This window comes from Cupriavidus malaysiensis, from assembly GCF_001854325.1.
Lineage (GTDB): Bacteria > Pseudomonadota > Gammaproteobacteria > Burkholderiales > Burkholderiaceae > Cupriavidus > Cupriavidus malaysiensis.
The window spans coordinates 292,189-314,316 of record NZ_CP017754.1; the positions used below are offsets into that span (position 1 = coordinate 292,189).

Below are 22,128 nucleotides of genomic sequence, written 5' to 3' on the forward strand. Positions count from 1 at the left end.
TCCCGCCGTCAATCCAGGCTCAGGTGCGCATTGCGGATGACCGCGGCCCAGCGTTCGCGCTCGGCGGCAACGAAGGCGGCGAAGTTCTCGGGCGACTGGCCGCCGGGAAGTCCCCCCAGCTTGCGGATCTGTGCCTGCAGATCGGGATCCTGCATCGTCCCGGTCAGCAGCGTCTTCCATTGCGAGACGATGGCCGGCGGCGTATTGGCGGCGACGAAGATCCCGACCCAGGCAGTCGACAGGAAATCGTCGAAGCCGGCCTGCGCCATGGTGGGTACCTCAGGCAAGGCGGGCACGCGCTGCGCGGCCGTGACGGCCAGCGCGCGCAGCTTGCCGGCGCGGATATGCGGCAGCGCCTGCGTCAGGTTGTCGAACTGGAAGGTGGTCTCTCCTGCCAGCAAGGCCGTGGTGGCCGGCGTCGAACCCTTGTAGGGCACGTGGATGGGATCGGTGCCCGTGCGCATCTTGAGCAGCTCGCCCGCCAGGTGGCTGGTCTGGCCGATGCCGGCCGAGCCGAAGGAGAGCCGCCCGGGCTGCTGCTTCAGCTGCGCGACCAGCTCGGCGACGCTGCGCACGGGCGATTGCGCATTGACCACCAGCACATTGGGAAAGGCGATCACGTCGGTGATCGGCAGCAGGTCGGACGGACGGTAGGCGAGGCGTTGGTAGGCGCTGTAGTTGATGGCCTGCGGACCGACATTGCCGGCCAGCAGCGTATAGCCGTCGGCCGGAGCGTGCAGGAAGACCTGCGTGCCGATGATGCCGCCGCTGCCGGGACGGTTGTCGATGACGACGGGTTGGCCGATGCGCGCGCCGAGCTTCTGCGCCAGCATGCGGATGGGGATATCGATGGTGCCGCCAGCCGCACCGGGAACGATGATGGTGACCGGCCGCGCCGGCCAGGCGGGTTCGGCGGCACCGGTGGCGGCCAGCGGGGCCAGCGGGGCGAGGGCGCACCACAGCGCCAGGGTGGCGCGCTTCGCGCGATGGACTGTCGTCTCCTCCAGGGGGCTCGTTCAACGCGTGTCGGCTCGGTCCGTCTTGCCGTGGACGGTGTCCGTGGCCGCCACGAAGCGGCCCAGGTGGGTCGACGCGTTGCCCAGCAGCAGGTCGTTGCCGACCAGCCGCTTGCTGTAGTGGCTGATCGGCGTTTCGTCCTGCAGCCCGATGGCGCCGTGCAATTGCAGGACATCGAGCGCGATCGCGCGGCCGGCCGTGCCGCACAGATGCTTGGCGGCACTGACGCCGCGCGCGCGTTCGGCGCCGCAGGCGGTGTGCCAGCCGGACAGCACGTGCCCCAGCAGATGGCGCGCGCCGTTCCATGCGCGATAGTGGTCGACCACGCGGTGCCGCAGGACCTGCTGCTCGGCCAGGGCGCGATCGAACTGCCGGCGTGTGCGCAGGTAGTCGACCGTGATGCCGAGCGCGCGGCGGGCGGCGCCGATGCTGTCCGCGCACAGGGCCAGGGTGGCGATGGCCAGGGCCTCCTCGAGGATGGCGGTGGCGTGTTCCGGGCCGCACAGCAGGGCGGAGGCGGGCAGGCGGACGTCATCGAGGCGGATCTCGGCGGCGCTGCGTCCATCGTGGAGCGGATAGGCGCGCGTGACGACACCCGCGCAAGCGGCCGGCACGGCGAACAGGCCGAGGCCGCCGTGTTCGAGCCCGGCCGCGACCAGCAGGTGGTCGGCCTGGGCGCCGCCCATCACCAGCGGGCACGCGCCGTCGAGCCGCCACGCCTCGCCGGCACGCCGCGCGGTGTAGGCCGGGCGAGGCGAACGCGCGAAGTCGGTGCCGGCGTCGCAGGCAAGCGCGCAGCGTGCTTCGCCGCTCGCCAGCGCGGCCAGCAGCGCGTCGCGCGCGGCTCCCTGCGGTACCGCAAGGAGGGCGTGGGTCGCCAGCGCCGCGCTCCAGACCAGGGGTTCCAGGACCAGCGCTTCGCCCGCCGTTTCGAGCAGCGGCAGCAGGTCTGCCACCGCGTGGCCCAGGCCGCCTGCCGCCTCCGGCACCAGCAGGCCGGTCAGGCCGAGCGCCGCGAAGCCGGCCCAGACCGAGGGGTCGAAGCCGCCGCGCGCGCCGAGGATTTCCTGCCGGCGCTCGAAGCGGTAGTGCTTGTCCAGCCAGCGGCGCATGGCATCGACCATCATAGCCTGCTGCGCGCCGAGGTGGCCGTGGCGCGCAACCTCCAGTTCCGTCCTGCCGCCGAAGATGGCCTTGGCGATGATCTCGCGCTGGATCTCCGTCGAGCCGCCGGCCAGCGAGCTGCCGCGATAGCGCCACAGATGGAGGGCATGGTTGCCGGCCGCGCCGTCGGCGCCGGACGGTCCGTCGAGCCGGCCCTCCACCGCGGCGGCATCGAAGGGCAGGGCGGCGGCCCCGTGCGCGTCCATGCGGAACAGGTGCAGGTCCTGCAACAGCTGGATGCCCTCGATCTTCAGCAGGGAGGCTTCCAGTTCCGGGCTGCCGCCCTCGGCGGCCTGCCGCACGGCCGGCCACCAGGCGGCTTCGAGCGCGCGCATGCGGATGTCCAGTTCGCCGTGCCGGCGCGCCAGCACGCCGGCCTCGGCGCGGCTGTCCGGATCCGCTTCCCGGCGCCGCAGGTGGACCAGCTCGGCGGTGTGGGCAAGCTCCGCCTTGCATTCGGCGACCCGCGCGACGAAGAGGCGCTCGATCACCAGCAGGCCCTTGGCGACGGCCCAGCCCTGGTCGACCTCGCCGACCACGTCGCCGGCCGGCACGCGCACATCGTCGAAGAACATCTGCACGTGAAAGTGCGCCCCGTTCATGTAGCGGATCGGCCGTACCGTCACGCCGGGCAGGCCCAGGTCGACCAGCAGCACCGAGATGCCGTCCTGCTTGCGCCGCGCGCCGGGATCGGTGCGGGCCAGCACCAGGGCCCGGTTCGCCCAGTGGCCCAGGCTTTGCCAGATCTTGCTGCCATTGAGGATCCAGGCATCGCCGTCACGGCGGGCCGTGGTGCGCATCGAGGCCAGGTCGGAGCCGGCATCCGGCTCGGAGTATCCCTGCGCCCAGAAGTCGTCGAAGGACAGCATGCCGGGCAGGAAGCGACGGCACTGGTCCGGCGTGCCATGGCGGATCAGCGTCGGCCCGATGGTGTCGATGCCGAGGTTCTCGACGTTGGGCGCATCGCTGGCGGCCAGCTCCTCGCGGAAGATGGCCTGCTGCACCAGCGACCAGCCCGGGCCGCCATGCTCGCGGGGCCAGCCGGGCGCGGCCCAGCCGCGCGCATGCAGGATGCGGTGCCAGCGCGCGGCCTGCTCGCGGGTGATCAGGCAATGCGCGCGCTTGGCGGCACGGATGTCGGGCGGCACCGCCTCCTGCAGAAAACGACGGACTTCCTGGCGGAACACGTTGTCGGCGCAGCCGACGGAGTCATGGTCCACGGCAATCGGCATGACTTGTCTCCTCATCGATGCGTTGGTTTCGGCGGGGCCATCGTGGCCCCTCAGCGCAAGTTGGCGGGCGTGTCGTGATGCAGGCTGCGACGCGGCGCCGCGCGCGGCGGGCGTCTTCCGGCCGGCCCTGCGCGCGGGGCTCGGTCCTGTCCTCAGTCCGGCCCTCAGTCTTGCCCTCAGTCTTGCCAGTAAGGCTTGCGCTTCTCGACGAAAGCAGCGATGCCTTCGCGCGCGTCATCGGTGGCCGCAACGTTGCCGAAGCTCTCGACGGCGCCTGCCACGCCGCGCCGGTAGTCGGCGTCGTTGGCCCGGTGGAAGGCCATGCGTCCCATGCGCATCACCACCGGCGACTTGGCGCACAGCGTGCGCGCCAGCGCGCGCGCCTGCTCCATGACGTCGGCGTCGGGCACCACCCGGCTGACCAGGCCGAGCGACATCGCTTCGGCGGCGCCGAAGGTGCGTCCGGTGAAGAGCAGGTCGAAGGCACGGTGGCGGCCGACGATGCGCGGCAGGTGCGTGTAGTGGATGGCGGGCGTCAGCCCCACGTCGATCTCCGAATAGCCGAAGGTGGCGCTCTCGGCGGCAACGATCAGGTCGCAGTGGATAGCCAGCGTCATGCCGCCGCCGCGCGCGGTGCCGCCGACCGCGGCGATGGACGGCTTGCCCAGGTGGAACTGCGCCTCGCACAGCCCGTTGTACAGCTTGTCGACCAGCGCATAGGCGCGCGCCGGCGGCGCGCCGTGCAGCGCGTCGAGCTGCAGCCCGGCGCAGAAGCGGCGCGGCACCGCGCTGCCGAGGATGACCGCGCGCACGTCGTCGTCCTGCGCGGCGCGGCGCAGGGCCTGCAGCAGGGCATCGATCATGCCTTCATTGAGTGCGTTGACGGGCGGGCTGTCGAGCAGGATCTCGGCGACCCGGTCGCGGACTTCGTAGGTGACGGTGGACATGGAGGCTTCCTCGTGTCAGGCGGCGGCAGGCCGTGCAGCCGGCGCCATGGCGGTATCGATAGGGGTATCGATGCTGGGATCGATGTCGGGATCGGCAGGGTCGGGAACGGAGCGGCCGGCATCGTCGCCGTCGCCGTCGCCGCAGCAGCCGGCCGAGGCCACCACGCCGCCGGCCTTCAGCCTGGCGATCGCCGCGGCGCCGTAGCCGGCCTGGCGCAAGATCTCGTCGGTGTGCTCGCCGAGCAGCGGCGGCGCGCGGTGCGCCTGGCGCGCCTCGCCGCGGAAGCGCACCGGCAGGCCGATGTTGCGGACCTTGCCCAGCAGCGGATGCTCGCACTCCACCACCAGCCCGCGCGCGGCGAGTTGCGGGTGGGCCAGCGCCTGGTCCAGCGTGTGGATGGGCGCGCAGGCCACGCCGGCGCGCCGCAGCGCTTCCAGCCAGTAGGCGACCGGCTGCGTGGCGATGCGGGCCTGCACCAGTGCCACGGTCTCGTCGAAATGCGCGACGCGCGCCGCATTGGTGGCGAAGCGCGGCGAGTCGGCCACCTCCTGCAGGCCGGCCACCGGGCAGAAGCGCTGCCACTGGGCATCGTTGCCGACGCCGATCATGACCGGGCCGTCGGCCGCCTCGAAGACCTGGTACGGCGCCATGGCGGGATGCGCGGTGCCCATCGGGCGCGGCGGCTTGCCGCTGCACCAGTAGTTCTGCGCGAGATAGCCCATGAAGCCCATCGCCGTGTCGAGCAGCGAGACCTCCAGGTGCATGCCGCGCCCGCTCCGCTGGCGTTCCAGCAGCGCGGCCAGGATGCCGCTGAAGGCATGCATGCCGGTGCCGAGATCGACCGGCGAGAAGCTGGCGCGCGCCAGCCTGCCGCCCGGCTCGCCCATGCTGCTGATCATGCCGCTGAAGGCTTGCAGCATGACGTCGTAGCCGGGCTCCTGGCCGAGCGGGCCGCTGCGTCCATAGCCGGAGATCTCGCAGTAGATCAGGCCAGGGTTGGTGGCAGAGAGCGTCTCGTAGTCCACCCCCAGCCGCCTGGCGGCGCCACTGCCGAAGCCCTGCAGCACCACGTCGGCCTTGGCCGCCAGCGCCTGCACGACCTGCCGGCCCTCGGCGGTCTTGAGGTCGACGGCGAGGCTGCGCTTGTTGTGGTTGACGGCCAGGAAGGTGGCGGACTGGCCACGGTCCTGCGGCAGCCAGGCGCGTGTGTCGTCGCCGCGGCCGACCGGTTCGACCTTGATGACCTCGGCGCCCAGTTCGCCGAGGTACTGGCCGCACAGCGGGCCGGCCAGCACCTTGCTCAGGTCGAGCACGCGGATTCCTTGCAATGCAATCATGTCTGTCGAGGGAAAAGAGGGAGGGGGCGGAGACGGGGCCGGAAGGCCTACTCGGGCTTGATGTCGATCGAGCGCGCCAGCGCGGTCCAGCGCGCGGCGTCGCGGTTCACATAGGCCTGCACCTCGGCCGGGGCGAGGTGGAAGGGCTCGGCGCCGCGCGCCACCAGCGACTGGCCGTAGCCGGCGTCGCGCGTGCACGCCGCCACCGCCTGCCGCAGGGCCTCGACGATGGCCGGCGGGGTCTTGGCCGACACCTGCAGCGACAGCCAGAACTTCAGGTCGAGCGCGGGATAGCCGGCCTCCTTCAGCGTCGGCACCTCGGGCAGCAGCGGCGAGCGCGCGGCCGAGGTGATGGCCAGCCCCTTGAGCTTGCCGCCGCGGATCTGGCCGATGCAGGTGGTCATGCTGTCGAAGAGGAAATCCACATTGCCCGCCATCACATCGCTGCTGGCCGGCGCGCTGCCCTTGTACGGCACCGCCACCGCGGTGAAGCCCGCGGCCTTCTGCAGCAGCGCGCCGTAGATATGCGGCGAGCTGCCCGCGCCGTAGGTGGCGTAGCTGAGGTAGTTCGGGCGCTGGCGGCCGAGCCGCACCAGCTCGGCCAGGCTGTGCACGCCGAGCTTGCTCGGATGCACCACCAGCACGTTCGGCACGGCCGCCACCACGCCGATGGCGGTGAGGTCGCGCTGCGGCTGGAAGCGCAGGTCGGGGAACATCAGCGGGTTGACCGCATGCATGCCGACCGTGTTCAGCAGGAGGGTATAGCCGTCGGCATTGGCATCGAGCACGCTCTGCGTGCCCAGGTTGCCGCCGGCGCCCGGCTTGTTCTCCACCACCACCGCCTGCCCGAGGCGCTGCGCCAGCGGGATCGCGATCAGGCGCGCGACGAAATCGCCCGGCCCGCCCGCGGCGAACGGCACCACCAGCCGGATCGGCCGCGCGGGCCACTGATCGGCCAGCAGCGGTGGCGTGAGCAAGGCGGCGCCTGCGCCAGCCAGGAAGGTACGGCGGTTGAGTCCCATCTTGTCTCCTGCGAGGGTCTGTGCCCGGCTCCGCGTGCATGGCGCGGGGCTGCCGCCACTATCGCGTGCGCTGGCATATATGTCCAAGATAGGTTATTGATGCAGGGTATCGTGGATTGATATACCCACATCCGGCCGCAGCGGCCCGCACGGTGCGCGCGGCGAAGGTGCGCGGACGGGATCACGGAGACACAAGGAGACGACGATGGGAATGCCCGTGGACGTGCGCGGCCTGCGCTGCTTTCTTGCCGTGGCCGCGTCCGGCTCGATCTCGCGCGCGGCCGAGGTGCTGCACCTGGCGCAGCCGGCGCTGAGCCTGCAGATCAAGCACCTGGAGGAGGCCCTGGGCGTGGCGCTGTTCACGCGCAGCCACAAGGGCGTGGTGCCGACCGCCGCCGGCCAGCGCTTCGAGAGCCATGCCAGGGAGATCCTGAAGCGGCTCGACCTGGCCTGCGAGGACGTGCGCGATCTGGTCACCGACCCCGAGGGCCGCGTCGCCATCGGCCTGCCGCAGTCGATGGCCAAGATCCTGACCGTGCCGCTGGTGCGCGAGACCATCCGGCGCTGGCCCAAGGTACGGCTGCAGGTGATCGAACTGAGCACCGGCTATATCCCCAGCCACCTGCTGAGCGGGCATATCGACATCGGCCTGACCTTCCAGGCCGGCAGCGGCTCCGGCCTGCTGTTCGACCACGTGGTCGACGAGGACCTGGTGCTGGTGGCGGCGCCGGGCCGCCTCGGCGCCGGCCGCGGGCGTGCAGCACCCGGTGCGCATGGTGCGCACGGTGCATCCGGCGAACCCCTGGCGGGCACCGTGCGCCTGCGCGACCTGCGGCGTTACCCGATGATCCTGCCGGCCGGCGAGCATGGCCTGCGCGCGCTGATCGACGGCTACCTGCGCACCCACGAGGTGGAACTGGACGTGCTGGCGGAAGTGAATGCCATCCCCGAACTGATCGCGCTGGCGGCGGCGGGCGTCGGCTGCACCATCCTGTCCTATGCCTCGGTCCACGCCGAGGTGCGCAACGGCTGGCTGTCGGCCGCCCGCATCAGCCACCCGGCCGTGTCGCGGCCGGTCTACCTGTGCCGCTCGGCCACCATGCCGCTGTCGATCGCGGCCTCGGCGGTGCTGGACCTGCTGGGCGAGATCGTGGCCGCGCAGATCGCCGACGGCAGCTGGCCGGCGCGCGTCGGCAGCGCGGCGCGCTGACGCCGCACGGGGGCGGGGAAGAAGACGGCGCCGCCACTCGCCCCCCGCACGGCGACGCGCGGGCCGCGCTCAGCGCGCGGCGGGCGCGCTCCGCGCCGCGGTCTTTCCCGCAGCCTCACCCGCCGCGCAGCCCCAGTCCAGGTCCTCGTGCAGGATGCGCCGGATCTCCAGGATGGCCGCGGCGGTCTCCTGCACGCTGTGCCCCGAGGGGATGATCTTTTCCGACGCCGCACCGTCCAGGTGGGCGCTGCGGTAGGGCACCACCCCGTCGTCGGAATCGGCCAGGGGCACCTTGGGGTCGCGCCGGGCGATGATGGAGTGGTAGCAGACGCGCGGCGAGATCGGCAGCGTGGCGGCGGTCTTGACGAAGGGATCGCCGGCGTTGAGGTTGTCGATGCTGCTGGGGATGCGCGGCATCTCGCCGTCGGGCCGGCCGGGGCGCGCGCCGGCCAGCGCGCGGGCCACGTCGTCGAAGCCTTCCAGCACGGTCAGCGGCAGCCGGATCAGGCTGGAGAACCAGCGCGCGATGCGGTTGCCGGCGATGTCGGTGCCGCGGTGCGGGGCGGCGATGAAGATGGCGCGCTCCACGCCCGGCAGCGGCGTGAAGCTCAACGCCGGCTCGATGCGGTCGCGGATCGCCGCCATCTTGTCGCTGTCGGCGTCGATCTCGTACTGGGTCGAGAACCAGTCCCACAGCTGCCCGCCCGACGACGACACCAGCAGCCGCGACAGCACGCCGCCCATGCTGTGGCCGATCAGCACGATGTCGTGCGAGGCCGCGGCGCGGCCCTGCGGGTCGAAGTGCGCCAGCGTTTCGGTGATGGCGTGGCGGATGGTGGCCTGGTTGATGGCCAGCGGCAGGTTGGTCGGGTAGTAGACCTGCCAGACCTGGAAGCGCTGGCGCAGCGTCTCGTCGCCCAGCACTTCGTTGGCCACGTTGACCCAGGCCTCGGGGCTGCTGGCCAGGCCGTGCAGCATCACGATGACACGGCGGTCCGGATCGTAGGGCTGCATCATGTACAGGTGCGGGCGGTCGATGCCGCGCCGCAGGCCCAGCAGCGTGCGCAGCGATTGCCCGGCGAAGTCCGAACGCGCCAGCCACAGGCCGTAGCCCGCGGTGTAGTTGGCCGCCAGCGGCACCTGCTGGCCGTGCAGGGCGAAGAAGGCGTCCTTGTAGGGGTCATGCGCGCTGATGAGTACGTCGCGCGTGGTGAGCACGTCCTCGAGGTCGTCGCCGGGAAAGCGCAGCAGCAGCGTCAGCGACGGCGACGGCATCTCGCTGAAATCGCGCGTGCGGTCGCGGTGCCAGCGCGCGCCGCGCGCCGCCGTGCCGTCCTCGCTCGCGGTGTCGGGCGCCTCGCCGCGGCTGGCCGACGAGGCCACCGGGTCGTCCTCCAGCACCGCCACCAGCTCCGCGCCGAAGCCGTCGCGCCGGTAGGTGCTGCGCAGGCCGGCAAAGGACAGCGAGGCAGCCGGGATCAGCTCGCGCGGCACGGTCACCCCCTCGGGCAGGCGCAGGCCGGTGATGTCCTTGTGGATGGTCCAGGCGCCGTGGCGCATCGGCGCCGTGGATTCGGCCGTGCCCTGCGTCGTGCTGGCGCGGAACAGCGCGATGGCGGCCTCCTGTGCCGCATAGTTGTAGTAGTCGCGCACCTGGGTCTGGCGTTCCTCGAAGGCACGCTCGCCCGGTCCGCGCGCGGTGAAGAACAGGTAGGCGTAGGCGAAGCGCGCGGTCTCCAGCCAGGCGTCGATGGCAGCCGCCTGCGTGGTGCCGGCGGCGTCCGGCGCGGCCTTCGCCAGCGTCATGGCCTGCTGCAGCCACAGCTCCGACAAGGTCGCCAGGCGGCGTTCGTCGCCGAGGACGGTGGTGCGCGCCAGTGCGTCGATGCAAGCGGTCGACGGCTTGCTGCACGGCCCCTGCTCGAGCCCCGCCACCCGCAGCGTCTCCTCGCTGGCGTCGCTGAGCCGCCCGCGCGTGAGGATGTCGCCGCGCTTCTGCGCGATGAACTGGCTGGCGCTGACCGACTTCACCTCGACCATCGCGCAGCCGTCGAGCAGCGCGGCGGCGGCCACCAGCAACACCAGCAGGACACCGCGCCAGCCGGGACGGCGCAGCCGGCCCCGGGCCGGGAACGTCATGGCGGCGCCCCTCACAGCCCGGCCTCCGCCGGCGCGATGCCCGGCACGCCGCGCCGGATCGCCTGCGAGAACGGCAGCGCGGGATGCGCATCGGCCTGCAGCGCGCGCGCATTGATATGGCCCAGCGCGTGCAGGGTGGCGTAATCGAAGCCGGGTGCGAGGCCGCCCTGGTCGTAGGCATACTCGGCGAAATAGCCGGACAGCAGCAAGCGGTAGTCGAGCGGCAGCCCCGGCACGATCTGGCGGGCGAGATCGAACACGATGGTGGTGCAGTTACTGGTGAGGGTGTTGTAGAAGGCCGGCGCGCGGCGCAAGGCCTCGGCGCGCGCCATATAGCCGAGGAAAAGCTGGCGCAGCGCCTGCGGCGAGGCCGCCAGCCGGTACAGGTAGACGTCCTCGCCGCGCGCATTGCTGCGCGTGCGCACGATGTCGCGCTCGTCGGCGGCGATGATCACCGACTCGAAGCGGCGGAAGAAACCGCCGATGGCCGAGAAACTCTCGTGCCGCTCCTTGCGGATCTCCAGCGACAGCACCACGCGCCCGCCCGCGCCGAAGTCGAAGGAAACCAGCGTGTGCGCGATCGCCGGCCCCATCCAGTACGACAGGATCAGGTCGGCCGAGCGCAGTTGCGACAGGTCATACTCGCGGGTCTCCCAGCGCGGCGTGTAGTCGGTCTCGCTGCGCCAGTCGAAGTTGCGCACATTGCGCAGCACCACGCGGTCGCCCTCGACCCGCGCCTCCAGCAGGCGCGCCACGTCGTCGGCCCAGACGCGCTCGTGCGAAGGCTTGATGGTGTGCCACCAGCCCAGCAATGCCAGCAGCGCGGCGCCGAAGGCGGCCAGCCACAAGTGCCGGGCGCGCGCACTGCGGCCCAGGCAGAGCGTGCCCAGGCAGGCCAGGCCCAGCAGCGTCCACGCGGCCACGGGCGGCACGCGCAACGCGCCGGCAGCGGGAAGCTGGAACCACAACGCCAGCCCGCCCCAGGCGGTGGCGGCAGCGACGGCTGCGGCCAGCAGCGTGCGCAGCGGCCAGGGGAGGCGGCTGTGCGGTGAGGTGTCGGGCAGGGATGGCTGGAACGGCTGGAACGGCTGGAACGGGGATCGGCTCACGAGGGTGGTTGGGATGGCGGATGGCGCATAGTGTAAAGGTTGGCCGGGAGGCACGCTGCCGTGGTGTCCGCCGCCAGCGCCGTTGCGCTGTGGGGGACGGGGAATCCCGCCTGGAGCGGAGCGCGCTGTCGGGCTGTTCTTCTACTTGACCGGCAATCTTGCTTCCTTCGGCACATAGCTGAATTCCCATTGCCGATAGGTCGACGCGGTGGCGAAGGCTGCCTGATCGTCCCGGAAGCCCGCCAGTTTGAGCGGCCGTTTCGATGACGTGCTGCGAACACCCATGATGCCGCCCCCGGGAGCGGAAACGGGCTCGAACGCGCGGCCCGTGAACGGATCCGGATAAGGCCGGCGCAGGTACCGGCGCACGACCGGGTAACGCGGGTCGCGCAGCAGATCGTCAAGTCTATCGGGGTAGGGCCGGGCGCCGGCGGGCGTACTCTCCGAGTACTGCCGGATGGCGTCACGATAGAGATTGCCCACGTACAACAGCTCGCCTTCGCGCGCGCGCTGATCCGATATCGCGGCATTGTCCAGCAGTTTGCCGAGCCCGAGCGTGATGCACAGCACCATCAGCAGCGCCCAGAAATAGGCCACGCCGCGTTGACGACGAGGGCGCGAGAGGCGGCCTACCATGCGCGGTAAGCGCTGCCATCCAGCGCGGTACCGGCCGCGCCGCTCTTCACGTCGACGATGCACTTGTCGTCCTCGCCGTCACCCATCACCGGTATCCAGCTGTCGGGGCGATTGGTGACCGGGTCGAGCGGCAGGGCGCGCAGGTAGCGGTGTTCGGTCAGCGCGCCCAATGTCTCCGGGTACCTGCCGGTGTCGCTGTAGTACTCGTCCAGCGCCCGCCGCATCACGGACAGGTTCTGCTTCAATGCGGCTTCTTTTGCGCGGTCACTCTGATGGACATAGCGTGGTGCGACGATCGACAGCAAGGTCGCGATGATGGCCAGCACGACCAGCAGCTCGATCAGTGTGAATCCGCGCAGGCGCTTCGCAGGCAATTTTCCGCTCCTCTTCCCGCTCATCTTCGCGCGCACCATTACCACTCCCGGTACGGAATGCCATTGCTCCCGGTCCTGCCGCTCAAGGAGAACACGTCGTACACGTCGGCGCCGGGTTGCGGATCGTCGGCTTCGCTGGCGTAACTGCGCGTGCCCCAGCTGTCCGCGGCGGTCACGGCGGGGGACCGGGTCATCGGATCGCGCGGAACGCGCCGCAGGAAATAGATCTTGCGGCCCTTCGGATCGCGCTGGTCGACGGCTCCGCTGACCAGCTGGTCGAGCGAGGCCGGATAGCCGGTCGAATCGAGCGAGCGTGCGATCCGTCCCTCGTCGCCCGCCCGTTTGTAGGCGTCGATCGCGGCACGGATGTCACGCAACGCCGTCTTGAGCTCGCGTTCCTTCTCGCGCTGCTGCTGCATCTTGAAGAGCGGAGTCGCGACCGATGCAATGATGGCGACCAGGGCGACCGTCACGATCATCTCGATCAGCGTGAAGCCGGAATGGTGGGATCGCTTCATCTCTCAGTCGGATATCGTCAGCGGTTTGGGCAGGGCGACGGTCCCGGCCAGTTGCGCGTTGTCGCGCTGGACCTTCAGGTTCTGCAGCGACAGGTTGACCGGGTCCTTCGAGGCCTGCCTGGCCTGGAACGTCAGCATGCCGAGCGAGCCGTCGGGCGTGGCCGCGCCGACCGTAATGTGGATGACGCCGTGCTCCTGGCGCGCATCCAGCGTCACCCCGGCGCGCGGTTCGACCTTCAGCAGCTGGATGCCCGGCTGGTCCGGCACGAGGTCGACCTGTGCGGTGTCGAAACCCGGTCCCATGGCGAGCAGGTTGATCGTGAAGGGGGTGTCCGGCGCGACTTGCGACGGCATGGCCAGATCGAAGCGGACGCCGTCGGGCTGCCCGGCGCGGGATGGGCCGCCCGCCTGCCGCGCACCGAGCGCCAGTGCAGCCGGGGACGAGGCGACGGCCGCGCCCGTCCCCGCGCCCGTCCCCGCCCCGGTCCCAGCCCCCGATGCGGAAGGCGAGGGCGCGGAGTCGACGGCAGCTTCGACTGGGCCGGGCGCGGGCAGGCTGTCCGAATCGCTGTACCGCGCCGCCGGCGTCAAGCGTAGCGGCCGGGTCGACACCTGCTCGGCCGTGCCGCTCGGGAACGCCTGCGCATAGGCGTTCGGCATTGCCAGCGAGCGGGCGATATGCGGCGTGATGAGCAGCACGATCTCCGTGCGCGTGGTGGTGTCGTTGCTGTTCGAGAACAGCCGCCCCAGCAGCGGGATCTTCCCCAGCCCGGGAATGTGCGTGCCGGATTCCTGCGTGCTGTTCTGGATCAGGCCGGCCAGCACCTGGGTTTCCCCTTCGTGCAGCCGCAGCACGGTGTTCGCATTGCGCGTGCCGATCTGGTAAGCCAGCAGGCCCGTGGCCGACGAGCGGACCTCCTTGACGATACTGCTGACTTCCAGTGCCACCTTGATCGTCACGTCGTTGTCGACGTGGATTTCCGGCTCGACATCGAGCTTCAGGCCGACATCCAGGTAGTTGACCGACTCGGTGATGGCGCTGGAGGTCTGGTTGACGGTCGAGGTGATGACCGGCACCTTGTCGCCGATCATCACGCTGGCCTTCTCGCGACTGATGACGCGGATGCGCGGATTGGCCAGCGTCCGCGTGCTGCCGCTGGTCTGGCGCAGGTTCAGCACCGCCAGCGGATCCGGGAACGTCAACGGGAAACTATCCCGGTTCAGATGCCTCAGGTCGCCGATGGTCATGCTGCCGGGCACGCCTGCCGGCCCGACCATGCTTGCGCTGACGCGGTCCGGAAACTGGATGCCGAGATTGAGCAGATCGTTGGCGTTGATCTCCAGCACCTCGACATCGAGAATGACCTCCGGACTGGCGATGTCGTACAGGTTCAGCAAGCGGGCGACGGTGTCCTGCACGGTCTCGCTGTCGCGCACCACCAGCATCTTCAGGCGGCCGTCCACGTACATCGACTTCGGCGCCACGATGGTGCGCAGCATTTCCTGGACCTTCTGCGGGTCGGCGCTGTTCAGGTAATAGGAGCGGACCACCAGATCGTCGTAGCGCTTCCGTTTCTCGTCGGTCGCCGGATAGATCAACAGCGTGGTGTCGTTCAACACCTTCTTGTCGAGCTGCGAGGTCTGCAGGACCAGGTTCAGCGCATCGATCACCGATGTGTCGCGCGCATAGATCGTGGTGCGCAGCTCTGGACTGACGTCCTTGTCCAGCACGAAGCCGATGCCGGAGGTATGGGTCAGGATCGCCAGCACCGAGCGGATGTCGACATCCTTCAGTTCTAGCGTGACCGGCTTCTGCAGCGATTGATTGAGCGCGGGCAGCACCATCGCGGCGCGCACGGATTGCGCCTCGATCTGCTGCAGCATCGCGCCGGCCTGCCGATGCCCAGGGTTTTCCGCCAGGATGGTGCCCAGCAACTGCCGGGCGGTGGCAGCATCGCCTTTGCCGAGTGCGGTACGGGCTTCGTCCAGCTCGATGCGTTCGCGCTGTTCGCGCGCGATCAGGCGGATGCCGCGCAGTGCCTCGCTATGCTGGGGATCGTAGCGAAGCACCTGCTGATACGCGGCGAGCGCCTCGTCGATGCGGTCGTTCGCGCGCGCCGTGGTGGCCTTCTGAATCAGCTGACGCACCTGGCGGTCGCGCTCGGCGATGAATTTCATCCGGTAGCGCTGCGGATTCTCCTTGGAGGCCTGCTGCATCTGCTCCAGCCCCTGGCCGATCTGGCCATCGTCGAGCAGCTTGTTGCCCTGGCGCCAGTCGGTATAGCCGGCACAGCCGCCGAGACAGGCCACCAGCATGGCGAGACCCCACCGCCGCGGCGATCGTCGAAGCGCGCCGCGGACGGGAGCCGCTCGGAACTCAAAACGCAGCAGGATCATGCTTGTGCCTGTCAATGGACGGGTTGAATGTGGATGTCTGCCGGACTGCTGCCAAGAAAGCGTTGGCCGACTTGACCAGATGCGCCGCCGTGCGGGCTGCCGGATGGAGCGCCGCTTGCGTTGCCTCCCATCGCGATCACCTGGGTTTCGCCGGAATGCACATGCTTGAGCGTGATGTGCGCGGACGAAATCGCCTGGATCGCCCAACTGCCATGCAGCAGGTCACCGGCCTTCAGCACGAGCGGTTCGCCGCCGCCGGACGCAAGAAAGACCTGTGTCTTGCCGTCCCGGATGATGCGGCCGAGATACACGATGTCCGGCGCAGCGGGTTCGGATGCAAGCGGAGCCGCTGGCAGCGGCGGCGCATCGTCCGGACCGGCCGGAGCCAACGGCGGCGGTGCGGATGGCCCGGATTCGGCTGGCGGCGCCGGGGGCGCGACGGGCTCGGGCAGTTGGGGTCGAAGCCAGGGCGGGTCGGATTGGGCTGGCTGTACCGGCGTGGGCAGGCGGATGCCGCCGGCCGGGCTGCCGGTCCATGCTGTCAGGATCGGGAGTTCGACCGGGGGCGGCCGCAGCAGGGCGACGGCCGTGCCGACCAGTGTGATGGCCAGCGCAAGCTGCACGGGTCTGGAGATGGTCAGCTTCATGCGGCCACCCTCACTCCGCCTGCCAGCGGTAGTACAGGTGGATCTCCAGCGCTTGATCGACCTTCAGCGATCCATCCGTGGCTTTTGCATAGGCGAGGCGGGCGATCGACAGATTCGGAAACGCGTTGAGCATGGCCTGCAGGAAGCTGCGCAGTGGCAGGTCTTGCCCTTGGGCGTCCATGCGCAGGACGAGGCGCTGGATCGGCAAGCCCGTCAACGGCTCATAGCGGTAATCGACACGGGCGACGACCACGCCGTGCTGGTCCGCGAGGAGGTTCAATGCGCGCAACTGGCCCGGGTACGCGTCGAATGCCGGCAAGGTGGCTGCATATTCCTTGGCGATCTGGCGCGGTCCGGCCTGCGCGGCCTTCGCGGTGCTCGGCCGTTCCCGTCCGGGTTCTGGCACCGAAGCCAGTTGCTTTGCCAACTGTCTTGTTTCACGGAGCAAGGGATAGTCGATCGCGAGGATCAATGACACCCAAAGCGTCAGCAGGCCCGCGATGACCAGATGGTGCGGCCCGATCCGGCCCCACACCCAGTTACCGCGCCAGGACACCACGTGCAGCACGTGTCGACGGTTCACAGCCCCCTCCATTCCGCAAGCAGCGAAAAAGACAGGGTCGGCGGCAGCGCACCGGACGATCCCGGCCCGCCCGGCAGGGGCGCAATGGAATGCTGGCCGGGAGGCGGGCTCGCATCGCCGTTCCGGGCCTGGCTGACCAACTGCACCGAAGACCAGGCGGGATCCTGATGCAAGGCCGTGACCAGCTCGAACACGCTTTGCGTCTGATCGGCGACGCCGCGGATATGCACACGGCGGATCGCACCGCTATCTGGCTCCAGCGTGAGCAGATCGACGCCCGCCGGCGTGGCGGCACGCAGGCTGTCCAGCATGTCCATCCACGGGTAGTGCATCTCGGCAAAGACGGTTTCGAGCGCCGCCGGGACGGCGGGTGCCGCCGGGCGCTGCTGCATTGCGGCGCGGCGTGCCAGGCGGGCGGCGCGTTCGACCATGTCTTGGCGCTGCGTGAGCAAGGCGTCGCGCCACCATAGCGCGTGGAGGCAGCCAGCGAGCGCGATGACGCCCACGGCAAGCCATGGCCCGCTCCAGCGCGATCGATCGGCGAAATTCCAGTGCAGACGCCCCATTCACACTCCGCAGAGCGCGTAGGCCAGGCGCGGATCGTCGTCCGGCGCGAAGCCGTCGAGCACCAGCACGTCGCCGCCGGGGGCGGCCGGGTGGCGCGCCGGGAATACCCAGGTCGTCTCCTCCGGCGTTGCCGGTGGCCGCGTGTCGGAACAGGGCTGAAGCGAGAAGCTTGTGATGTGGCCGTGCGCGAAGCCGATGCGCAGCAGGCGCGGTCCCTCGACGAGCGCGAGTACGCCTGTGTCGTGTTTCCAGCGCGCACGGAAGCGGTTCCACACGACACTCAGGGCGGGCTCGATCCGCGTGGTCCGGCAACCCCGGCGCCGGGCAAAGGCAGTCAGCTCGCGGATGACGTCGTTGGTCAGCAGCGCGGCCAGGCAAGGCTGCCCGAACGCGAGGGGCGAATAGCGGAGCTGGTAGCCGGCAAACGGCGTGCCGCCGGCACCCTGCTGGGCAAAGAGCGCGCCGGCCAGCGATCGGCAGAACGCATCGCTCGCCAGCCGCGGGTCCCAGGGCAGGAGCAGGTAGCGCACGTGCTCGATGCCGATGATCCACTCGATGTCCGCGCGTGCCGGATGCGCTTCCAGCCAGCTTTCCAGCGCTGCCAGCTGGTTCGGCAGATCGGACACGCCGGTGCCCCCGCTCAGGATCGCCTTGTCCTGCACCGACGAATGGAAGCGGCCCGCGCTCCGGCACACGGCCAGCGCGCCGTGTCCGAGATAGACGCGCAAGCGCTGCGGCCGCGCCGCGCTGGCCGCCTGGTTGCCAATCGCGTGGCCGATCGAATAGCCGATCGAATGACCGAGCCGGGCGATCCGCCGTGCCGCCGGCTTAATCGGCAAACGTGACACGATTGATCTCTTCCAAGGTGGTCTGCCCCTGCTTCACGGCTTCGATGGCCTGCTCGCGCATCGCGCGCAGGCCGCGCCGGCGCGCCATCTCCTTCAGCTGGCCGGTCGGCGCCTGCTGCAGGATGGCTTCGCGCAGATCGTCATCGAGCACCAGCACTTCGGCCAGCGCGCGGCGGCCACGATAGCCGCTGCCGCGGCAATTCGCACAGCCGGACCCCTTCAGCAGCCGGCCGTCCGCCAGTTGTTCGCGCGTGACGCGCGAATCGTGCAACGATGCCTCGTCCGGCACGAAGGGCGCCGCGCAGTGCGTGCAGATCAAGCGGACCAGGCGCTGGGCCACGATTCCGTTCAGGGCCGTCACGAAGCTGTACGGATCGATCTGCATATGCCGGAAGCGGCTCAGCACGTCGAACACGTTGTTGGCATGGACGGTGGTGTAGACCACGTGCCCGGTCAGCGCCGCCTGAATGGCGATCTCCGCCGTTTCGCGGTCACGGATCTCGCCGACCAGGATCCGGTCCGGGTCGTGCCGCAGGATAGAGCGCAGTCCGCGCGCGAACGTCAGGCCCTTCTTTTCGTTGACCGGAATCTGCAGGATGTCGTCGAGCTGGTACTCGACGGGATCCTCGATCGTGATGATCTTGTCGTCGCCACGCTTGATCTCGGAGAGCGTGGCATACAGCGTGGTCGTCTTGCCGGAGCCGGTGGGGCCGGTGACGAGCAACATCCCGTATGGATGATTGGCGAGGCGGCGCATCACCTCGCGCGTGGGCGTGTCGATCCCGAGCAGGTCCAGATTCAACTGCGCCATATCCGTCGTCAGCGATTGGCGGTCGAGAATGCGCAAGACCGCGTCTTCGCCGAACAGGCCCGGCATGATCGAGACGCGGAAATCGACCTCGCGCGAGTGGATCGACACGGAAAACCGGCCGTCCTGCGGAATGCGCTGCTCGCCGATGTCCAGTTCGGCCATGACCTTCAGGCGCGAGATGACCTGTTCGGCCACGTCGGCATCGCTCAGCACGCGAGCGGTCGAAATGACGCCATCGATGCGATAGCGGATCGACAGCCCGCGCAGCGAGTTCTCGAAATGAATATCGGACACCCGGTTGCGGTGCGCGTCGTACAGCGTCGAGTTCACCAGGCGCACGACCTGGCTGTCGTCGCTGGCGATCGAGGCAAGGGAGATCTCCTGCGCGCCGTTCGCACCGTCGGCGGCATGGTCCAGCCGGATCAACTGGGAGAGCGTCTCCTGGTCGCTGCCGAAACGGGCCAGCAATGCCTTCAGCTCGAGCGGATGCGCAAAGGCCAGATCGAAATAGCCGGACAGCCGGTAGCTTGCCAGCGAGACCAGGGCGGTATTCCACGGATCGTCGCAGACCAGGATGCGATGGCTTTCGCCATTACCATCATCATCATCAGCAGCACGATCGCCATCGTGCAGCACCGCGCAATTCTGCTGAAGGCACTCGGCGTAGCTGAAGCCGGAAAAGTCCGGCGTCATGGCTTCCATCTGCGCGAGCCGCAGCACGGCCATGCGGCTTTCGCCGGCGACCAGCGCCAGCATGTCGTCGGCCGGCAGGCCGCCGACCTTCTCGAGCGCGCACAGCAAAGGCTCGCCCTCCGTGCGGGCCAGCGACCGGGCCTGGGCGAGCAGGGCGGCGGTTGGTGTCGGGGGCGTTGGCGTCATTGGCGTCATTGGCGTCGCTGGCCTTCGCGCGCGGCTCATTGCAGGTTCCCCGCCAGGTCGAACACCGGCAGATAGAGCAGCACAACAATCGTGCCGATTCCCAACCCCATCACCAGCATCAGGAGCGGCTCCACCAGCCGGGCGAATCGCTCGATCCACTGCGTGATCTCCCGTTCATGGAACATCGCGGCCTGTTCGAGCATGCCGGCGATCTGGCCGTTGCGCTCACCTGCGCGCAGCAGGCGCAGCGCAACAGTGGTCATCAGCTGTTCCTGCGCCAGGCTTTCACTCACCTTCCTGCCCTGCGCGATGCGGGCCATCGCGCGCGTCAATCCATCCTGAAGCGGCAGCGGCAGCAGTTCCCGCGTCATGTCGAGCGACGGCAGCAGGGCGACACCGCCCTGCTGCAGCATGCCGAGCGAACGATAGAAGCGGGCAAGCTGCATGAGCGTCAGCGTCGCGCCGATCCAGCCGATCCGCGCGAACAGCGCCAGGCATCGTTGTTGCACGGCGGGGCGTACCAGCAAGGACGCCGCCGCCACGAGCAGGCCGAGCAGGCAGCCGAGGGAGGCGAGCGTATGGTCGCTGACAAAGAGCCCGATCTTCAGCAGCCACGCGGAGAGCACAGGCAGATCGGTCGGCGTCATCCCTTCGTAGACATGGGCGAAGCGCGGCGCGAGAAACCAGACCAGGAAGAAGGCGACGATGGTGCCTGTCAGCATCAGCAGCGCGGGATAGAGCGAGGCGGAAATCAGCTTCTGCCGGACGACGCTGACCTGCGCGTGGTACTGCAGGTAGCGCTCCAGCGCCTCCGCCATGCTGCCCGTCTGCTCGCTGGCGGCAATCATGGCAATGAACAGCGGGGAAAAGCACGCCGGATGCATGGCCAGGGCGGTCGAAAAAGACTTGCCCTCCTGCATCAGGCGCACGAGGTCGGGCAGCACATAGTGGCCCTGTTCTTCCGCGGCCGAGGCGTGCTGGTGGCGCCAGCGTTCATCCAGCGTCTCCAGCGCTTCGGTCAGGGACAGCCCCGCGCGCAGCAGCGCCAGCAGTTCATGGACGAACAGAGACAGGTCGAAGCGCTTGCCGCGCAAGAGGTCACGCAGGGAGGTGCGCGAGAGCGCGGCGCCCGCTTCACCGGACCGCGCGGCGCTGACGTCGACAATCTGCACGCCGGCCTGACCGGCGCGGCGCACGGCCTCCTGTTGCGCGTCGTGTCGATTGGCAGCCTGCAGATCGAACTGCTGCAATTGGCCACGTGCGTTCAAACCAAGCAATACGAATTTCGGCACAGTGCAGGGCGCCCCGTCGAGACAAGCGTCTGGAGAAAACGGCGGACTCAGTTGCGGATCCGCGGCGAGGCCGGTGCGTTCCGGCCCGGACCGTCCGACACGATGTCGTAATCACCACCGTGTGCCCCAGGGAAGGTGTAGCGGTACGGCTTGCCCCAGGGATCATCCGGGACGGCCTTCTTCAGGTAGGGACCGCTCCAGCCGGGCGTGCCGTCGGCCGGCGGCGTGGTCAGCAAGGCGAGCCCTTCCTGGGTGGTCGGGTAACGGCCGATGTCGAGCCTGAGCTGGTCCACGGCCTTGCTCAGCACATCGATCTGCGCCTTCGCCGTTGTTTCCTTGGATTTATCGACATTGGCAAAGAGCCGCGGACCGACGATGCCCGCGAGCAGGCCGATGATGACCAGTACCACCAGAAGCTCGAGCAAGGTAAAGCCGGCATGGCGCCCGATCGGCACGGCTTTGTCTTTCGGGAAGCGTTGGATGGCTGACAGGGGGCCGACAGTCAGGGGGCCGACAGTCGTCGCCAAGGTTCGACAGGCTTGTTCATGTATCGCACGGCGCATCATGTAAAGCCCTTTTGGCGATTTCTATGGTGTTCGAGACGCATGCATGATGTCTCGCCAGAAAAAATGTCGGCACACTCGACATGTCGGCAAGCATGGTTCCACGAATTGTGCGGTAACTAGAATCAGCAAATTCCCAAGGGTGGCGCGGAAAAATAAGATTAAAGACAAACCATTGAACTGCCGCCGATTTCTGGATTGAAAGACAGGTGATCGTTTGATAGCCTCCGCGCAGCGTCGCAATGTATGGATCACAGCAGTCATCGTAGGTGACTGCAGGCAATCGAAGGTAATTGCAGGCTGAGCAGCAATCCAACGCAAGAAGTAAAAGAAAAAGGACGTATTGCCATGCAGGGATTTGTCGAATCATCGAGGGGCCAATCGATCAAGCAGTCCGGTGCATTTCAGGTCGGCATGCCGCAAGCCAGACGCTTCCGTCTGCGCTTCGCATTGAGCGCCGCCGCCGGCGCTGCCCTCTTCGCTCTCTCGCCATTGGCCCATTCGGCCAGCACGGTCGAATACACGTATGACTCGCTGGGGCGCGTGACCAGGATCGTCTACAGCGACGGGGCCAGGAAGACGACCGTCACCTATAGCTACGACGCGACGGGCAACCGGACCAGCGTCGTCAGCACCAGCCCGTAACCGATTTTTTCCGCACTCGCCGCGCACGGAAACGCTTCGCAGCACGCGTGACGGCCCATCCGTATTGACGGGCGGGCTCGCGCACCCAGTCTGATCGAGCGGTCCTTGTCGACCAACGCCCTTGTCGTTTCGCGACAGGGGCGGGGTAGCGTGCGCGCCGGATTTTCACATCGCTTAAGACCCATCCCTA

Annotated in this window: 20 protein-coding genes; 2 read left to right on the forward strand and 18 right to left on the reverse strand. The window is 68.9% G+C overall.

From position 1 onward, the window contains the following. Nucleotides 1-8: 8 nt before the first annotated feature. From BKK80_RS01245 to BKK80_RS01265, 5 genes are all read right to left on the reverse strand, one after another. Entirely contained in the window at nt 9-833 is an 825-nt protein-coding gene (locus BKK80_RS01245; protein WP_157903132.1) for a tripartite tricarboxylate transporter substrate binding protein, read from the reverse strand. 183 nt (nt 834-1,016) lie between these two features. Next, on the reverse strand, nt 1,017-3,413 hold the full coding sequence (locus BKK80_RS01250; RefSeq protein WP_071068463.1) for an acyl-CoA dehydrogenase family protein: 2,397 nt from the start codon (nt 3,411-3,413) through the stop codon (nt 1,017-1,019). Between the two features lie 176 nt (nt 3,414-3,589). Then, the gene (locus BKK80_RS01255) at nt 3,590-4,360 is read right to left on the reverse strand and encodes an enoyl-CoA hydratase/isomerase family protein (protein ID WP_071068464.1); all 771 of its coding nucleotides are present in this window, start codon (nt 4,358-4,360) and stop codon (nt 3,590-3,592) included. Between the two features lie 15 nt (nt 4,361-4,375). Next, nucleotides 4,376-5,698, reverse strand: coding sequence for a CaiB/BaiF CoA transferase family protein (locus BKK80_RS01260; protein ID WP_084545440.1), 1,323 nt, complete (start codon nt 5,696-5,698; stop codon nt 4,376-4,378). A gap of 47 nt (nt 5,699-5,745) precedes the next feature. Beyond that, nucleotides 5,746-6,720 (reverse strand): Bug family tripartite tricarboxylate transporter substrate binding protein, encoded by a 975-nt coding sequence (locus BKK80_RS01265; protein WP_071037701.1) that lies wholly within the window; start codon nt 6,718-6,720, stop codon nt 5,746-5,748. 211 nt (nt 6,721-6,931) lie between these two features. On the opposite strand from BKK80_RS01265, the gene BKK80_RS01270 reads away from it, so the two are divergent. Continuing rightward, nucleotides 6,932-7,930: a LysR family transcriptional regulator gene (locus BKK80_RS01270; protein ID WP_071010517.1), complete on the forward strand. Its 999-nt coding sequence runs from the start codon at nt 6,932-6,934 to the stop codon at nt 7,928-7,930. Between the two features lie 69 nt (nt 7,931-7,999). On the opposite strand, the gene BKK80_RS01275 is transcribed toward BKK80_RS01270, so the two are convergent. The 13 genes from BKK80_RS01275 to gspG form a co-directional block, all read right to left on the reverse strand. Then, nucleotides 8,000-10,069: an esterase/lipase family protein gene (locus BKK80_RS01275; RefSeq protein WP_157903133.1), complete on the reverse strand. Its 2,070-nt coding sequence runs from the start codon at nt 10,067-10,069 to the stop codon at nt 8,000-8,002. Between the two features lie 11 nt (nt 10,070-10,080). Then, nucleotides 10,081-11,085, reverse strand: a complete 1,005-nt coding sequence (locus BKK80_RS01280; RefSeq protein ID WP_472321998.1) for an Lnb N-terminal periplasmic domain-containing protein — start codon at nt 11,083-11,085, stop codon at nt 10,081-10,083. A 234-nt stretch (nt 11,086-11,319) separates the two neighbouring features. Further along, nucleotides 11,320-11,775, reverse strand: coding sequence for a hypothetical protein (locus tag BKK80_RS01285; RefSeq protein ID WP_083383870.1), 456 nt, complete (start codon nt 11,773-11,775; stop codon nt 11,320-11,322). A 32-nt stretch (nt 11,776-11,807) separates the two neighbouring features. Then, nucleotides 11,808-12,188 (reverse strand): type II secretion system protein, encoded by a 381-nt coding sequence (locus BKK80_RS01290; protein WP_335582953.1) that lies wholly within the window; start codon nt 12,186-12,188, stop codon nt 11,808-11,810. A 38-nt stretch (nt 12,189-12,226) separates the two neighbouring features. Further along, nucleotides 12,227-12,706, reverse strand: a complete 480-nt coding sequence (locus BKK80_RS01295) for a type II secretion system protein (RefSeq protein WP_071010519.1) — start codon at nt 12,704-12,706, stop codon at nt 12,227-12,229. Nucleotides 12,707-12,709: 3 nt separating this feature from the next. After that, nucleotides 12,710-15,022: a tetratricopeptide repeat protein gene (locus BKK80_RS01300; protein ID WP_071068466.1), complete on the reverse strand. Its 2,313-nt coding sequence runs from the start codon at nt 15,020-15,022 to the stop codon at nt 12,710-12,712. A 92-nt stretch (nt 15,023-15,114) separates the two neighbouring features. Next, nucleotides 15,115-15,750, reverse strand: a complete 636-nt coding sequence (locus BKK80_RS01305) for a hypothetical protein (protein ID WP_071010521.1) — start codon at nt 15,748-15,750, stop codon at nt 15,115-15,117. A 10-nt stretch (nt 15,751-15,760) separates the two neighbouring features. Further along, nucleotides 15,761-16,333 carry a hypothetical protein gene (locus BKK80_RS01310; protein ID WP_156811076.1) on the reverse strand — a complete coding sequence of 191 codons (573 nt, stop codon included), beginning with the start codon at nt 16,331-16,333 and terminating at the stop codon, nt 15,761-15,763. Continuing rightward, a complete protein-coding gene (locus tag BKK80_RS01315) occupies nt 16,330-16,899 on the reverse strand; it encodes a PilN domain-containing protein (RefSeq protein WP_071068467.1) in 570 nt (189 codons plus the stop codon). Before BKK80_RS01315 ends, BKK80_RS01310 begins: the two co-directional genes overlap by 4 nt. Then, entirely contained in the window at nt 16,900-17,748 is an 849-nt protein-coding gene (locus tag BKK80_RS01320; protein WP_157903134.1) for a hypothetical protein, read from the reverse strand. It lies immediately after the preceding gene. Continuing rightward, nucleotides 17,729-19,477, reverse strand: a complete 1,749-nt coding sequence (locus tag BKK80_RS01325; RefSeq protein WP_236903706.1) for a GspE/PulE family protein — start codon at nt 19,475-19,477, stop codon at nt 17,729-17,731. The genes BKK80_RS01320 and BKK80_RS01325 overlap by 20 nt, the downstream gene beginning before the upstream one ends. Then, nucleotides 19,474-20,688 carry a type II secretion system F family protein gene (locus tag BKK80_RS01330; RefSeq protein ID WP_162287341.1) on the reverse strand — a complete coding sequence of 405 codons (1,215 nt, stop codon included), beginning with the start codon at nt 20,686-20,688 and terminating at the stop codon, nt 19,474-19,476. Before BKK80_RS01330 ends, BKK80_RS01325 begins: the two co-directional genes overlap by 4 nt. Nucleotides 20,689-20,777: 89 nt before the next feature. Then, nucleotides 20,778-21,212, reverse strand: coding sequence for a type II secretion system major pseudopilin GspG (gspG, locus tag BKK80_RS01335; RefSeq protein WP_231908012.1), 435 nt, complete (start codon nt 21,210-21,212; stop codon nt 20,778-20,780). A 429-nt stretch (nt 21,213-21,641) separates the two neighbouring features. Here gspG and BKK80_RS01340 point away from each other — a divergent pair, with 429 nt between their 5' ends. After that, nucleotides 21,642-21,938, forward strand: a complete 297-nt coding sequence (locus BKK80_RS01340) for an RHS repeat domain-containing protein (RefSeq protein ID WP_205683706.1) — start codon at nt 21,642-21,644, stop codon at nt 21,936-21,938. The last annotated feature ends 190 nt before the right edge of the window (nt 21,939-22,128 follow it).

Bases quoted from the DNA above. Each gene is read 5' to 3' on its own strand.
- BKK80_RS01245 (WP_157903132.1), bottom strand. From the start codon at position 833: ATGCTGGCGCAGAAGCTCGGCGCGCGCATCGGCCAACCCGTCGTCATC.
- BKK80_RS01255 (WP_071068464.1), bottom strand. From the start codon at position 4,360: ATGTCCACCGTCACCTACGAAGTCCGCGACCGGGTCGCCGAGATCCTG.
- BKK80_RS01270 (WP_071010517.1), top strand. From the start codon at position 6,932: ATGCCCGTGGACGTGCGCGGCCTGCGCTGCTTTCTTGCCGTGGCCGCG.
- BKK80_RS01325 (WP_236903706.1), bottom strand. From the start codon at position 19,477: ATGAGCCGCGCGCGAAGGCCAGCGACGCCAATGACGCCAATGACGCCA.
- BKK80_RS01305 (WP_071010521.1), bottom strand. From the start codon at position 15,750: ATGAAGCTGACCATCTCCAGACCCGTGCAGCTTGCGCTGGCCATCACA.
- BKK80_RS01315 (WP_071068467.1), bottom strand. From the start codon at position 16,899: ATGGGGCGTCTGCACTGGAATTTCGCCGATCGATCGCGCTGGAGCGGG.
- BKK80_RS01250 (WP_071068463.1), bottom strand. From the start codon at position 3,413: ATGCCGATTGCCGTGGACCATGACTCCGTCGGCTGCGCCGACAACGTG.
- BKK80_RS01295 (WP_071010519.1), bottom strand. From the start codon at position 12,706: ATGAAGCGATCCCACCATTCCGGCTTCACGCTGATCGAGATGATCGTG.
- BKK80_RS01275 (WP_157903133.1), bottom strand. From the start codon at position 10,069: ATGACGTTCCCGGCCCGGGGCCGGCTGCGCCGTCCCGGCTGGCGCGGT.
- BKK80_RS01340 (WP_205683706.1), top strand. From the start codon at position 21,642: ATGCAGGGATTTGTCGAATCATCGAGGGGCCAATCGATCAAGCAGTCC.
- BKK80_RS01300 (WP_071068466.1), bottom strand. From the start codon at position 15,022: ATGCTGGTGGCCTGTCTCGGCGGCTGTGCCGGCTATACCGACTGGCGC.
- BKK80_RS01260 (WP_084545440.1), bottom strand. From the start codon at position 5,698: ATGATTGCATTGCAAGGAATCCGCGTGCTCGACCTGAGCAAGGTGCTG.
- BKK80_RS01265 (WP_071037701.1), bottom strand. From the start codon at position 6,720: ATGGGACTCAACCGCCGTACCTTCCTGGCTGGCGCAGGCGCCGCCTTG.